We start from the raw sequence: 13,593 nt of genomic DNA, 5'->3' as shown, positions 1-13,593 counted from the left end.
AAAAAATCAGAGATAGTTAACTCTGACCATTTGTTCAGTTTGCGTTAGTTGTTATTTGATATTATGTTTAATTTTTGTGCGTTATGTTAACGAGCGGCTAAGTGGTTAGCTTATCCATTGCTTGTTATGTGGTTTCAGTATTTACAAGCAAGATACTTTATCAATGTGAATACTCTTTACATCCATTGCTCAAATAGTAAAAAAGGAACTTAACTATGAGAAGACTCAGCACATTAGCTGTTTTATGTACTACTAGTTTGCTTTATGCCTGTGGTGGCTCAAGTGATTCTGGTACACCAGATCCTGCTCCTGCGCCCGGTCCAACCACCGCATTTTCTATTAGCGTAGATGCCCCACCCAGTTTAGTGACAGTAAGCACTGGCGGATTTAGTTTATTCTCTAAGGCCTATGCAGACAGTGTTGATAACTTAGAAAAAGACAACTTTGCGGTAGCGATTATTGATGCAGACGGCAATGTGATTGAAACGGTAGAGCTAGCCGATGACCAGTGGTCTAGAGAGCCTGATGGCACTTATGTGATTACTTTACCAGGTGGTGAGCGTTTAGATTGTGTTGTACTGATTGACCTTGATGGAACACCAGCCCTGCAGCTTAATCAGCCACTACCTAGCGATAACTTGTTTGCGCCAACTACTTCAGAGGAATTCCAAGTAGATTTAAGCTCAACAGCCGCCTACCGTGCAGTGGTGGAACAAATTGCCGCTGCCAGTACCTCTGCCTCCGACTGGGGGGAGTTTGCCTCGGCAGTGCCGTCTGGTGATGAGCTGGCCAGCAATGTAGACATTGCCCAACAATTAGTGGCCAGTGTGATTGAGGAAGTACGTGAAGAAATCAATCAAGCAATTATTGATTCTGGCAATGATTTTACGTTAGAAGACATTTTGGAAGACCCGGCAATTCTAGAGCTTGCCGATAATGTTGTTGATCGTATTGAAACCGAAACAGAAGCTGCTGACACCAATGTAGCCGAAGTACTACAACAAGGTGTGTGGTGGGTATATGCCGACAAATATGATGGCGACTTAGAGTTTGAAGCAGGAAAAATGAGCTTTGATGGCGTGACTACTTCTGAGCAAGTTTACTTGTGGGATGTTAGTGGCGGTGAAGCCTTAGATTTAAGCACTCCTGAAGAAAGCTACTCGGGCACTATCGATAACGTAGATACTACTCAATATGATGTTGATCGCTGGATATTGGGGAGTGAAGGCTGGCTAGAAGATTTTGATATGCCCTTATTCCGCAGTGCTACAGAAACTACCGCTGTGCTAACCAATGCTGGTTTGCAATCGGATACTAGCCTTGATCGAGAGGCAAGCTTAAAACAAATTGACTTGGCAGGCAGCTCTGTACGAGCCTTTGCGGCAACCGAAGACGCCAGCGAGCTATTGCTGTTAATTCCAAGCAGTGCGACCTTTAGTGAAGGCGCAACAGCTTACCTTGGTTCTGAGACTCTTGCTGAAGATAGATACCGAATCTTCAATTGGGGTTGTGACGACCAAGAAGGTGAATTTTGTAATCGTATCTATCGCAATATGGGGGGCGGTGCGGAAGAAAGTGCCCCAACAGTTTTGTCGGCACTGTTTTCAGCAGAACCCGCTGAAGCCAATGATTACAGCATGCAAGGTGTTTGGATGACGCCGACGCAGTCGGGTAATGCCAGTGTTTTAGCTGAGTTCGTAGAGGATGAAGCTAATACCGTTAACTTCTATAAGATTTTCCATAACGATCAAACTACAGAAAAGCTCGCCTTTAGTACCACTTGGTCTTTGCAAACGGTAAACGGGCAGGAATTAGTCAGAGTAAGCCTACCAATCGCCTTAGTTGCTTATGGTGCTGAGATTGATGATTTAGAGATTTTTTATACAGTAGCCGAGGGCTTGGTTCGTCGAGGCAACGTAGAAAAGGCTGGAATGCCTACCTTCTACTTGTTTAACCAGCAAGCTATTCAAGATATTGGGGCTGCACTTGATCGAGATACCTGTGATGTTGAGGAAATACAAGAAACCTTTACTGAGCAAGAGTTTGTGAACTTCTTTAATGCTTGTAACTATATTTCAGCGCAACAAGCATTTCCTGACTTATACGAAGAGCGCATTGTTCGTGTTAGAGGTAGTGATGGAACCACTCGCGCTTATGAGTTCAATCAAGATGGAAGCGTAAATTTCTACAAAGCCGGTTTGCTAAGTGGCGAGTTGAGCTACAGTCTAACCGACCAAGATTTCATTAAGTTGATGTACAGTGAAAACGACTACGATTTGGTGGTGATTGTAGAAGCCTTTGATGAAGTAGATGAGGTATCGGTAGCAGTATTCTCTAATGAAGCTGATATAGGCACCGAAGCATGGTACTACAAAGGCAAAGTGTTTGAGCGTAACGCAGGTGTGGACTATTGCACTACCGGTGATTCCGATTGGGATGATGAGAACGAAGTGCCGTTTGAAGGCACCGAAAAAGTATTCAGCGACTACGTAGATGCAGTAGCAGAGTGCATTGAAACGATTGGTGGTCGTAGTGCCAAATTTGGTGCTGATTCCTTAATGGGCAATGCGTTAGTTGCTAGCGATGATGACGAAGAGGCTTACTATATCTTCGGCGATACAGAGAGTAGTAATGCCGGTTGGTACAATGGTGAACTTCGCGAACTGGTTGAAGAGTTTAGTGTACCAATGGAATGGCAGGTGAGTGAGGACGGAGAACTAAACTTGCGCCTGAATGCTGAAGCTCTATTTGGCTTAACTGTAGAAGAAACCACTACCATCATTGCCACCGATGGAGTTGAAATGGCGCTTAAGATCTTTGCGCAACAAAGTACTTGGGCAGAAGACTTTCCATACATGAGTGAAGATGAAGGAGAAGTATGGACCGATATACGGACACTTATTAGAGCCAGCGATGTACCTGCTTTACCATAAGGTAGCAGCTTGTTAATACAAAACGGCCATAAAGGCCGTTTTTTATTGGTTTAGAAAAGGCAGCTTCTAGCGGCTTTGACTACGCTCAATAGATAACCTGAGCTCGGGATAACAAGCCGGTTTCTAGCGGCTACTTTTACTTATTTCGGTGTTGAAGCTACTTGCAATAGGCTAGCTATTGGCGCGCGGCTTCGCCTTGAACTAAGCGAAACTATCTCGCCAGAACCATTAAGCTAGATTAAGTACTGGGTTGCGGGGTTATTGCCACTTCCTTATCCCAAGTTCAGGTTAAATAAGCGGCTAGGCGCTATCTACTTGCCGCCGGATAGCGTAGAATCCTGCTGGTTTTTCAGCCTGTTGGCTGTAGGTTTACTTTATTTGGGATTTATCCATGACTAATAACGATATTCTTCGTCGTCTTCGCTACTGTTTTAATTTTAACGATAACAAGATGATTGCCATTTTTGCGCAAGCTGAGTTAACAGTGAGCCGCGCAGAAGTGAGTGATTGGTTGAAAAAAGATGATGACGCCGCTTATCGCAATTTGAATGATAAAACCCTAGCGATTTTTCTTAATGGCTTAATTAACGAAAGACGCGGTAAGCGCGAAGGCCCGCAACCCGAGCCAGAAAAGCGCCTTAATAATAATCTCATTTTGATGAAGCTAAAGATTGCTTTAAACCTTAAAGCAGAAGATATGTTAGAGGTACTAGGGCTAACCGGTTTTCAGCTAAGCAAACATGAATTAAGTGCTTTTTTCCGCAAACCCGATCATAAGCATTACCGCCTGTGTAAAGATCAAATCATGCGTAACTTTTTACACGGTATGCAGCTTAAATACCGCGCTAATCCAGACGAAGCCCCTGATTTTGAGTGGGACGAAGAGTAGTCTTCAGATAAATAAAAAAGCCGAGTTTAGCTCGGCTTTTTTGTGAGTAAATATTGGCTTAGTAGTAAGTATCGCTTTCGCTATGAAACTGCTCGTCATCGGGAAATAGGTCGTGGTAGGCGCGGGTATGCAAGTTGCCGGTATGCTGGTCGCGAACCAATGCGACATTGTTTCTTTCATCTAAGGTGTCTATTAGGGCTTCACCGTTGTCGTAAATACAACGCATGCCTACTTTGAAAATATGCTGGCTCATGGTGCTGACTCCTTGTTCCAAGGTTCAGCTTATATAACGTTGCCATAAGACGTTTCGATCGACGTATTGGTGATTTTTGCAAATAAAAAGGGCGAGCCTTGGCTCACCCTTTTTGACATAGACAGTTTGTTTATGCGGTTTGTGCTTGGTTTAGCTCGGTGTCTTGGCTAGCTAATTGTGGGTCGTCTCGGTCGGTTACGGTTAAGGTAACCAAAGCCGCTACTACCATAGATGCACCACCTAATACCAAGGCCATCATTGAGTCGCCACCAAAGAATTCGCGGGTGAAGTAACCTAAGATACCGGCCGCCAAAATTTGTGGAATAACAATGAAGAAGTTAAACACGCCCATAAAAAAGCCCATTTTTTTGCTAGGTAAAGAACCCGCTAAAATGGCGTAAGGCATACATAAAATACTCGCCCAGGCAAAACCAATACCTACCATGTTAAGCATTAACATTTTTGGATCGTTAATAAAGTACATGCCGGCTAAGCTTACGCCGCCCAAGGTTAAACATAGGGCGTGCACTACTTTACGGCTGCTGCGTGCAGCTAACCAAGGTAGCGCAAAGGCAGCCAAAGCACTAACACCGTTATACATGGCAAAACATAAGCCTACCCAGTCTGCACCTTCGTTATAAAGGGCTGAAGAGGTGTCGGTGGCGCCGTAAACGCTGCTAGTTACCGCCGAGGTGGTGTAGATCCACATGGCAAATAGAGCAAACCATGAGAAGAACTGCACTACGGCTAATTGGCGCATGGTTGTAGGCATTTTCTTCACATCGGCCCAAACTTCGGCAAAACCTTCGCGCGTTTCTTGATCTTGTTCTGGCTCTGCGCCTTCAAAGCGCTCCATTTCTTCTGGGCTGTATTCTTTGGTTTTGAGAACTGTCCATAAAACAGCACCAAAAAACACCACGGCACCAGCATAAAATGAGATTTTAACCGATGGCGGAATAACCCCTTCTGGGGCAGTGTTGGCAATGCCGAACCAGTTAGCCAGTACATACGGCATGGCAGAAGCAATTACTGAACCCACACCAATAAAGAAGGTTTGCACCGCAAAGCCTTGAGTACGCTGTTCTGAAGGAAGATTATCAGCAACTAAAGCGCGAAACGGCTCCATTGAAACGTTAATCGAGGCATCTAGTATCCACAACATGCCTGCTGCCATCCAAAGGTAAGGCGAGTTAGGCATAATGATTAATGCGAGAGAAGACATGATCGCGCCAGCTAAAAAGTAGGGGCGACGACGACCTAAACCATTCCATGTTCTATCACTCATATAACCGATAATCGGTTGAATAAGTAATCCTGTTACTGGCGCAGCTAGCCACAAAATTGGGATTTGATCGATGCTAGCGCCTAGGGTTTCAAAGATTCGACTTACGTTGGCATTTTGTAAACCAAAGCCAAATTGAATACCTAGGAAACCGAAACTCATGTTCCAGATTTGCCAAAAGTGTAATTTTGGTTTGTTTGTATTCATGGACTTACCTGATGGTGAGAAGGGTTTTTATCTGGTCTAACCAGATGGTTTGAAAGTTGCCGAGATTGTGAATACAAAAGGTGATTTAATCCACAAAAATTAAGTGATCTGCATCACGTTAATGGTTGAAAGTGTTTTCAAAATCACATTTTTAGGTGTTTTTAGCTAATTTTTATTGGTTTTTCGAATCGATATTCTGGATTTGGGGTTCTGCTTAGAGGCTTATCACAGTGTTTTCTTGGTATCTGCTGTTTTCTTGCAAGCTGGCTCACAAAGCAATCACTCCATTTTAGAATATTTACTCAAACTCTGCTTAGCTAATAAATGTTAATAAAATGTAACCGTTAAAGGTTTGGTAAATGCAAAACTCCCAACAACTAATCTCAGCTCCTAGTAGCTTAATCGCGGCGAATGGAGAACTTAGCTTTGGTCACTTTAACGGTCCGGTTAGCCAGTTGGGTTTAGCAAATTTTGTATATACCAATGTGATGGACAAACCTGCGTCGCTTTGGGCAAAGCATTTTCATTACAAGCAGTTTCAGTTTGTGAGCATTAATTGCGATGAATACATTTTGGGCTTTGCCTTGGCAGATATTCGCTATCTAGGCAGTGGCTTTTGTTACGTGTTTCATATCCCTAGCCAAACCTTGCAAGAGCACACCTGGCTTAAGCCTTGTGGCATGGGTTACGGCACCCAGCCAAGTCCGGTAAATAGTTTGGCTTATCTAAAAGGCAAACATTCGCTGCAGATTCAGATCGTTGAGGGGCAATGGCACATCCGCGCCAACACACCGTTTTTGGAAGCCAAGTTAACAATAACTCCAGCCAATCAGCAACAATGCATGGCCATGTGCGGCCCTACGGGCTACTCCGGTTGGACTTATACCCAAAAGCAAAATGCTTTGCCGGTGGCTGGCCATTTGTTGGTAAACGGTAAAACACAGAATTTGGCGACAGCCTTAGGCGCTTATGATTTCTCGGCGGGCTATATGCGCCGAGAAACCTCTTGGCGCTGGGCAAGTTTTTCTACTCGTTTAAATCAGACCTGCATTGGCTTAAACCTCGCCGCAGGGGTAAACGAAACCGGCTGTAATGAAAATGCCTTATGGATTGATGGAGAGAAGCACTTGCTTGGCCCGGTGCATTTTAGCTTTAAACGCAGCCTAGCAAGTGAAACTAGCAAGCCACATCAGCCTTGGCACATTTACTCAGCCGACGGTCGAGTAAATCTTAGGTTTACTCCCTTAAATTGCCGCCAAGAACGTTTAAACCTGTGGTTGCTTAAGAGCAACTTTCGGCAATACATGGGACATTTTAGCGGCACGCTAGTATGCCAACATGGTCAAACACACCAACTACAAGACGTATTAGGCTTAACCGAAGATCACTTTGCTTGTTGGTAGCGATATAAGGAAAGTAAATGGATTTTGCTATGTTAATCGCTCACCCCGAATACTTGTTAATGGCTTTAGCACCACTGTTTTTGTTGTGTATGGGGCTAGAGTGGTATTGGGGAAATGTGCGCCAAAAGTTGCCATTGTCGGCTCAGTATCATACCAAGGAATTGCTCTGCAATTTTGCACTAGCGGGCATGCATCAACTCAGTGATATTTTAATGGGTTTGCTGGTTAGCCAAATATACTTAAGCCTGTTTGGCTGGCGGCTGTTCGATATAAATATGACAGAGCTAAGTTTTGTTGGCTTATTTATCGCTCAGGATTTTTGTTATTACTGGTTTCACCGCGCTAGTCATCGAGTACGTTGGATGTGGGCGGCCCATGTGGTTCACCATAGTTCCGAGAATATGAATTTTAGCACCGCCTTTCGCCAAAGCTTAATGTACCCACTAGCGGGAATGTGGCTATTTTGGTTACCGCTGGTAATTATTGGGTTTGCCCCGCATTGGGTCGTGTTTGTTGTGCTGCTTAACTTGGGTTTACAATTTTTTGTTCATACTCAAGCAGTTAAGAAGTTGGGCCCCTTGGAGTGGATATTTAACACTCCATCTCATCACCGCGTACACCATGGGCGCAACCCGCAATACATTGATAAAAACTATGCGGGAGTACTAATTATCTGGGACAGGCTGTTTGGCAGTTTTGAGCCAGAACTTGAAACCGTTGACTACGGCATTACTCAGCCAGTGAAAAGTTTTAACCCCATCGTAGTTACTTTTAGCGAGTGGCGCTGCATGGTTATCCAAGCCAGTGCGCCGGGCTTAAGCATCGCTCAACGCTGGCGTTTATTGTTTGCGCCACCGGCCAAACAAAGCAAAGAGTAATTTTTTAACAACTCGGCTTGATCTTAAGTTTCGCTTAACTATAATAAGTTTCGATTCGAAACTTAGCTAATGGCATTATGATCAAACGAAACACTCAGCAGCGCCGTCGCCTTATCTTAGATCGCCTCGCCGACCTCGGCGAAGTGAAGGTTGATGAACTTGCTCACGCTTTTGAAACCTCAGAAGTTACGATTCGAAAGGATTTAGCTAGTCTAGAAGCTAACGGCTTGTTACTAAGACGTTATGGCGGTGCAGTGCCTATTCCTAAAGAATTGATAAACGAACCGCACGACGAGCAAGTATCCAAGCAAAAACAGGCGATTGCTCAGTCTGCTGCAGGCTTAATTCGTGATCATAATAGAATAATTATCGACAGCGGCAGCACTACCGCTGCGCTACTGCCAGAGCTTTCAGAAAAAGAAGGTTTGGTGGTAATGACAAATTCTTTAAGCATTGCTGGCGCCTTACGAGAGTTAGAAAACGAGCCGACACTTTTGATGACCGGTGGCACCTGGGACACTCACTCAGAAGCGTTTCAAGGCCAAGTGGCCGAGCAAGTATTACGTGCTTACGACTTCGACCAATTGTTTATTGGCGCAGATGGCATCGATGTAGCACGAGGATCGACTACCTTTAATGAATTAGTCGGTTTAAGCCAAGTAATGGCCGAGGTTGCCCGCGAAGTCGTGGTACTGGCCGAGTCCAATAAAATTGGCAGAAAAATTCATAACCTAGAGTTGGCATGGTCGAAGATCTCAACTTTAGTAACAGACAATCAGCTAGAGCCTAGCGTGGCTGAGCAAATCCGTGCTCAGGGCGTTAATGTGGTAATAGCCCAATAACTTTATCGACAAGGAAATAACTATGTGTGGAATTGTAGGAGCGGTAGCTCAGCGTGATGTAGCAGATATTTTGGTTGAGGGACTACGCCGCCTAGAATACCGTGGTTACGACTCATCGGGTGTAGCAACCATCACTGCCGATGGCGAATTAAGTCGAGTGCGCCGCTTAGGTAAAGTGCAAGAACTCGCCGATGCCTTAGAAGGCAACCCTGTACTTGGCGGCACCGGTATTGCTCATACCCGTTGGGCCACCCACGGTGAACCTAGTGAGCGTAATGCTCACCCACATGTTTCATGTGAAACCATTGCTGTTGTGCACAATGGCATCATCGAAAACCACGCCGAACTTCGTGAGCAGCTTATTGCCAAAGGCTACACCTTTGCCTCAGATACCGACACCGAAGTCATTGTTCATTTGGTTGAACACAAGATTAAACATCACCAAAGTTTGGTAGAAGCGGTGCAATCGGCAGTGGCCGAGTTAGAAGGTGCCTACGGTATGGTGATCGCCGATAAACGCGACCCAAGCCGTTTGGTGGTAGCACGCTCTGGCAGCCCACTGGTTATTGGTTACGGTGTTGGTGAAAACTTCATTGCTTCTGACCAACTAGCATTACTACCGGTAACTCGCCGTTTTGCCTTCTTAGAAGAAGGTGACGTAGCCGAAGTTACTCGCCAAGGCGTAAGTATTTTTGATGAGAATGGCGAGCCGGTAGAGCGCGAAATTAGTGAGTCTACTGCATCACACGATGCCGGAGACAAAGGCCAATATCGCCACTACATGTTAAAAGAAACTTACGAGCAGCCAATTGCGATTCAACGTACTTTAGAAGGTCGCTTACAAGCAGGCAAAGTGCTAGACAGTGCTTTTGGTCCTAAAGCCGCTGAGATTCTACCTACCATTGAGCATGTGCAAATTATTGCTTGTGGTACTTCTTACAACTCAGGCATGGTAGCGCGCTATTGGTTTGAAGAATTGGCTGGCATTCCATGTAACGTAGAGATTGCCTCAGAGTTTCGTTACCGCAGGTCATTTACGCCTAAAAACAGCTTACTGGTTACCCTTTCGCAAAGTGGTGAAACGGCCGATACGCTGGCAGCATTGCGCTTAGCTAAAGAACAGGGTTATACCTCAAGCTTAACCATTTGTAATGTTGATGGTTCATCTTTAGTGCGTGAATCAGACATGGCTTACTTGATGAAAGCCGGTACCGAAATTGGCGTTGCTTCAACCAAAGCCTTCACGGTTCAGCTTGCTGGTTTATTAATGCTGGTTGCGGCGATTGGTCGTAATAAAGATGTATCTGCAGATTTGGAAGCGCGCATTGTGGGCGCACTACAATCGCTACCTGCCAAAATTGAACAAGCTTTAACGCTAGACGGTGCCATCGAAGAACTAGCCGAAGATTTTGCCGACAAGCACCACAGCTTATTCCTTGGTCGCGGTACCCAATACCCAATTGCTATGGAAGGTGCACTTAAACTAAAAGAGATTTCTTACATTCACGCCGAAGCTTACGCCGCGGGTGAGTTGAAGCATGGTCCACTCGCGCTAATTGATGCAGAAATGCCAATTATTGTGGTAGCGCCTAACAACGAACTGTTAGAAAAGCTTAAATCAAACGTTGAAGAAGTTCGTGCTCGTGGCGGTATCTTGTATGTATTTGCTGATAAAGACGCGAAGTTTGAAAGCGACGAAACCATGCGCGTGATTAATGTTCCACATGTTGATGAGCTAATTGCGCCTATTGTGTACACCTTGCCAATGCAGCTATTGTCTTACCACGTAGCCCTGATTAAAGGCACCGACGTAGACCAACCTAGGAACTTAGCTAAATCGGTAACGGTTGAGTAAAATCAAATGTTTAAGCTCTTTCTTGTTTAAGGGTAATTAAGTTTTAAGCAATAAAGGCCGCTTTTTGAAGCGGCCTTTATTATTGGAAGCTAGTTGTCTTTTAGCTTCAATTTTAGTGCGTAATAAAGCGTATCGCTTAACTCAAAACTCACCGATTCATTCACTTATGCCTGCGTTTTAGAGTATTTAAACCACGCTTTCGCTTGAGCTTTTAAGATAATAAACGCTGGTTTGCCGAGTATGGCGATACTAGCAAAAAACATCACTTCTCCCAGTACCCATAAGCCGCCGCCTAAGCTGGCAATTTGCACCGCACTTAAACTGATAACCGCGCCAATTACACCTGCAACGGCTAAAAATCCAAAAATAAGCAGCTGGCTACAAAGCAAACCAACGAAGGCAAGCTTCTTCCAAGGCGTATTGATTAACTCTTTCAGTTGGGGCGCTTGCAAATTTGTTACCGGGGTCTCGAGCACCGGTTTGGTAGAGGTGGGCATAATAGCCTCCTAATCATCAAAGAAAAAATAGCGCACACCTTGATAGATGTGCGCTTTGGCTTAAGTGTTATTTCACACTGTTGTCTTTAGTAGCGATGCGAGCAAAGATGTCCTCTTCCCAACCATCGATGTCACCTAGGTGGCCTGTCTCTGGCAAGATACCTGTGTCGTGCACACTCACATACACAGGGTTTGGGCGCGCCTCTGGGTAAGGCAAAGCTTGGTCGGCATAAGGGCAGTTACTCACCACAAAGTACATGTCCTTCTCTGCGTAGAACTCCACACCAACGCCATCATCGACACTTGGGCTTGGCGCTAATAAACAGCGGGTAATGCCGTTTTCGTCTTGGTCGAACTTCTGTGGCTGGAACATGTTGATGTCATTGCGATCAGCATATAGTTTGATGATGCGACGGCGCTCGGCTTCGTCTTCTATGCTGGCAATGGCTGGTAAGCGGCCAAAGGCTTGGTAGAAGTTCTCTTGGCATGAGTTCACATTGCCTTCTTTGCCGTAACACATGTTGAGCCAATCTGGGCAGCAGTGCGCGGCGAAGAAGATATGGCTATAGTCTTCTTCTAACTTGTCGTACGGGAATTCGTCTTCCACTAGGGTTGCCATTTTCTGGCAGAAGCCACTTTGCGACCACACCGCGCTATACATGCGTTGATTTAAACCTTCTAGTGCGCCTGTGTTTAAGTGGTCGCCCCATTGTTCCAAATCTGGGGTAACAAAGTGCACATCGATAATTTGGGTGCGGCCATTGTGCAAGCTTGGGCGCTGCTCAAAGCGGATCACTTGGCCGGCTTTAACCAAGAACGAGTTACCAGTGTGTGGTAGCAAGATGTCGTCATACACATGACGGCGCGTGTCGTTGGCTTTGGTAGCGCGTACTTGCTGATAGAAGGCCACATTCGGCGCAACTTTACGCTCGTAAGTTTTCACTGGGTCAACGTCTGCGTTGTAAGTGGTATCGATAACTTGTGACATAATCATTCTCTCTTTTTTGGTTTAAGGTTTTTAACTCGGTAACCGCTGTTGCTGCCCCGTGTCGTTGATGTGTAATTTATAATAATTAGAGAAAATACAAAGTTAGATACCTTTCTAAAAATCAGACAGGTTGTGCTACTTTAGAAGACGTAATCAAGTGAGGGACACGTAATGAATTTCAGTTTGCACCAACTACAAGCTTTTGTATTTGCCGCTGAGCTTGGTTCGTTTTCGGCGGCTGCGCGCAAAATGCGTAAAGCACACTCGGCAGTGAGCACGGCAATTTCTAACTTGGAGTTAGATGTAGGGCAGGAGCTGTTTGACCGCAGTGCGCGAGAGCCGGTGTTAACAACCGCTGGTGAAGTGTTATTTAGCGAAGCCAAAAGTATATTGGCGAACTGCCGTTATTTCGAACAACTGGCTAGTGAATTACACCCACAGCAGGAAAGCCAGTTTACTATCGCTATCGACGATTATTTTGACTTGCCTAAACAGCAAGAGTTGTTGGCTATGTTGGCTGATAATTTCCCCAATTTAGAGTTACGCATCCGCGAAGCACTATCGCAAGACATTGTTGCGCTGGTGACCAAAGGGGAGGCCGATATCGGTTTTACCCTGCTGCAGCAGGCGGTATCAAGCCTGATGAGTTATATGCCAATGCCTGATGTGCAGATGCATTACTTGGTTTCACCGCAGCATGAGCTGGCGCAGTTGGCTCTTGGCAAATCAAAGCCGATTCAATTACATCAACTAGAGCGCTATCGCCAAGGAATACTGGCGCGCAGTAGCTACTTTAGCTCGCAACAAATCTCTGCCAAGGTATGGAAAGTCGATACCTTATTTGCTGCTGGAGAGTTAGCGGCTAGCGGTACCTGTTGGATTATGTCGCCGTTATCATTTGTACGCCCGCTGGTAGATGCAGGCAGTTTAGTATCTTTACCTGTGCATCAAGATCTACAACGCAGCATACCGTCAGCCGTAATTTGGCGTAGCCAAGCGTCTCAAGGTTTGGTACATCAAGCGGTGCGTAGTTGGGTGCAGCAGAAGCAAGTCACGGGTGAAATGTAACTTGTTTTGGCAATCGGTCACGATATCTCACCAGAGACTTGCGATGGTTTAAAGCGTTTTAATTAGGTAATGCTTGATCAGGTTATTTGGATAACCACCATGCTGTGCATATTCTTTAAAACCAAATCGTTCATAAAATGGCTTGGCTTGAAAATTCATGGTGCCGATCAGTATTGTTGTGCAGCCACGTCGCTTTGGTGTTTTCGAAGAGTTTCGAGATAAGTCTGCATTTGAGCACCATCAAGCCAGAGTGAAAGCATCTCACTGGGGCAAAGTGACAGTAAATGTTGAACGGCATTATCAGATGGTAGAGTAAACACATAATCAAGCATTTAAGAGCGCCTGCGCAACGCGTGCCGGTTTCGCTTCGCCCAAAGTTTGAATAAAAGAGGTTAGAGTTATTATAAATAGCGCAAGCTGCTCTGGCTTATGAACCGCTCCTTTTCCAATACCCATTCGTGCCTAAGGTCGGTAACTGGCCACGAAACTGTCGTTTTT

At 45.3% G+C, this 13,593-nt stretch carries 11 protein-coding genes and 1 pseudogene; 8 read left to right on the top strand and 4 right to left on the bottom strand.

The window, feature by feature from the left end:
* The first annotated feature begins 215 nt into the window (after positions 1-215).
* Positions 216-2,933 carry a hypothetical protein gene (locus OAG1_RS21195; protein WP_338622759.1) on the top strand — a complete coding sequence of 906 codons (2,718 nt, stop codon included), beginning with the start codon at positions 216-218 and terminating at the stop codon, positions 2,931-2,933.
* Between the two features lie 391 nt (positions 2,934-3,324).
* Positions 3,325-3,822, top strand: coding sequence for a DUF1456 family protein (locus OAG1_RS21190; protein WP_338622757.1), 498 nt, complete (start codon positions 3,325-3,327; stop codon positions 3,820-3,822).
* Between the two features lie 58 nt (positions 3,823-3,880).
* On the opposite strand, the gene OAG1_RS21185 is transcribed toward OAG1_RS21190, so the two are convergent.
* Together OAG1_RS21185 and OAG1_RS21180 are read right to left on the bottom strand one after the other, a co-directional pair.
* Positions 3,881-4,075 carry a hypothetical protein gene (locus OAG1_RS21185; RefSeq protein WP_152785159.1) on the bottom strand — a complete coding sequence of 65 codons (195 nt, stop codon included), beginning with the start codon at positions 4,073-4,075 and terminating at the stop codon, positions 3,881-3,883.
* 130 nt (positions 4,076-4,205) lie between these two features.
* Positions 4,206-5,564 carry an MFS transporter gene (locus tag OAG1_RS21180; protein WP_338622753.1) on the bottom strand — a complete coding sequence of 453 codons (1,359 nt, stop codon included), beginning with the start codon at positions 5,562-5,564 and terminating at the stop codon, positions 4,206-4,208.
* A 359-nt stretch (positions 5,565-5,923) separates the two neighbouring features.
* Here OAG1_RS21180 and OAG1_RS21175 point away from each other — a divergent pair, with 359 nt between their 5' ends.
* The 4 genes from OAG1_RS21175 (at position 5,924) to glmS (ending at position 10,542) form a co-directional block, all read left to right on the top strand.
* Complete coding sequence (locus tag OAG1_RS21175; RefSeq protein WP_338622751.1) at positions 5,924-6,967, top strand: DUF2804 domain-containing protein; 1,044 nt, start codon at positions 5,924-5,926, stop codon at positions 6,965-6,967.
* Between the two features lie 17 nt (positions 6,968-6,984).
* On the top strand, positions 6,985-7,845 hold the full coding sequence (locus tag OAG1_RS21170) for a sterol desaturase family protein (RefSeq protein ID WP_338622749.1): 861 nt from the start codon (positions 6,985-6,987) through the stop codon (positions 7,843-7,845).
* A 77-nt stretch (positions 7,846-7,922) separates the two neighbouring features.
* On the top strand, positions 7,923-8,687 hold the full coding sequence (locus tag OAG1_RS21165; RefSeq protein WP_152785165.1) for a DeoR family transcriptional regulator: 765 nt from the start codon (positions 7,923-7,925) through the stop codon (positions 8,685-8,687).
* A gap of 22 nt (positions 8,688-8,709) precedes the next feature.
* The gene (gene glmS / locus OAG1_RS21160) at positions 8,710-10,542 is read left to right on the top strand and encodes a glutamine--fructose-6-phosphate transaminase (isomerizing) (RefSeq protein ID WP_016400192.1); all 1,833 of its coding nucleotides are present in this window, start codon (positions 8,710-8,712) and stop codon (positions 10,540-10,542) included.
* Between the two features lie 164 nt (positions 10,543-10,706).
* Here glmS and OAG1_RS21155 read toward each other — a convergent pair whose 3' ends face one another.
* Both OAG1_RS21155 and OAG1_RS21150 read right to left on the bottom strand, forming a co-directional pair.
* Positions 10,707-11,039, bottom strand: coding sequence for a hypothetical protein (locus OAG1_RS21155; RefSeq protein ID WP_338622745.1), 333 nt, complete (start codon positions 11,037-11,039; stop codon positions 10,707-10,709).
* A gap of 67 nt (positions 11,040-11,106) precedes the next feature.
* Complete coding sequence (locus tag OAG1_RS21150; protein WP_338622743.1) at positions 11,107-12,027, bottom strand: hypothetical protein; 921 nt, start codon at positions 12,025-12,027, stop codon at positions 11,107-11,109.
* 171 nt (positions 12,028-12,198) lie between these two features.
* Between OAG1_RS21150 and OAG1_RS21145 the strand changes: the two genes are divergently transcribed.
* Positions 12,199-13,095 (top strand): LysR family transcriptional regulator, encoded by an 897-nt coding sequence (locus tag OAG1_RS21145; RefSeq protein ID WP_338622741.1) that lies wholly within the window; start codon positions 12,199-12,201, stop codon positions 13,093-13,095.
* Positions 13,096-13,279: 184 nt separating this feature from the next.
* Positions 13,280-13,411: pseudogene (locus tag OAG1_RS21140) on the top strand (antibiotic biosynthesis monooxygenase); the annotation flags it as partial.
* Positions 13,412-13,593 lie beyond the last annotated feature (182 nt).

This window comes from Agarivorans sp. OAG1 (assembly GCF_037076485.1).
Classification (GTDB): Bacteria; Pseudomonadota; Gammaproteobacteria; order Enterobacterales; family Celerinatantimonadaceae; genus Agarivorans; species Agarivorans albus.
This window is presented reverse-complemented; position numbering and strand designations above follow the sequence as displayed.

Excerpts from the sequence above, each read along its gene's own strand:
- OAG1_RS21195 (WP_338622759.1), top strand. The coding sequence starts at position 216 with ATGAGAAGACTCAGCACATTAGCTGTTTTATGTACTACTAGTTTGCTT.
- OAG1_RS21190 (WP_338622757.1), top strand. The coding sequence starts at position 3,325 with ATGACTAATAACGATATTCTTCGTCGTCTTCGCTACTGTTTTAATTTT.
- OAG1_RS21185 (WP_152785159.1), bottom strand. The coding sequence starts at position 4,075 with ATGAGCCAGCATATTTTCAAAGTAGGCATGCGTTGTATTTACGACAAC.
- OAG1_RS21180 (WP_338622753.1), bottom strand. The coding sequence starts at position 5,564 with ATGAATACAAACAAACCAAAATTACACTTTTGGCAAATCTGGAACATG.
- OAG1_RS21175 (WP_338622751.1), top strand. The coding sequence starts at position 5,924 with ATGCAAAACTCCCAACAACTAATCTCAGCTCCTAGTAGCTTAATCGCG.
- OAG1_RS21170 (WP_338622749.1), top strand. The coding sequence starts at position 6,985 with ATGGATTTTGCTATGTTAATCGCTCACCCCGAATACTTGTTAATGGCT.
- OAG1_RS21165 (WP_152785165.1), top strand. The coding sequence starts at position 7,923 with ATGATCAAACGAAACACTCAGCAGCGCCGTCGCCTTATCTTAGATCGC.
- glmS (WP_016400192.1), top strand. The coding sequence starts at position 8,710 with ATGTGTGGAATTGTAGGAGCGGTAGCTCAGCGTGATGTAGCAGATATT.
- OAG1_RS21155 (WP_338622745.1), bottom strand. The coding sequence starts at position 11,039 with ATGCCCACCTCTACCAAACCGGTGCTCGAGACCCCGGTAACAAATTTG.
- OAG1_RS21150 (WP_338622743.1), bottom strand. The coding sequence starts at position 12,027 with ATGTCACAAGTTATCGATACCACTTACAACGCAGACGTTGACCCAGTG.
- OAG1_RS21145 (WP_338622741.1), top strand. The coding sequence starts at position 12,199 with ATGAATTTCAGTTTGCACCAACTACAAGCTTTTGTATTTGCCGCTGAG.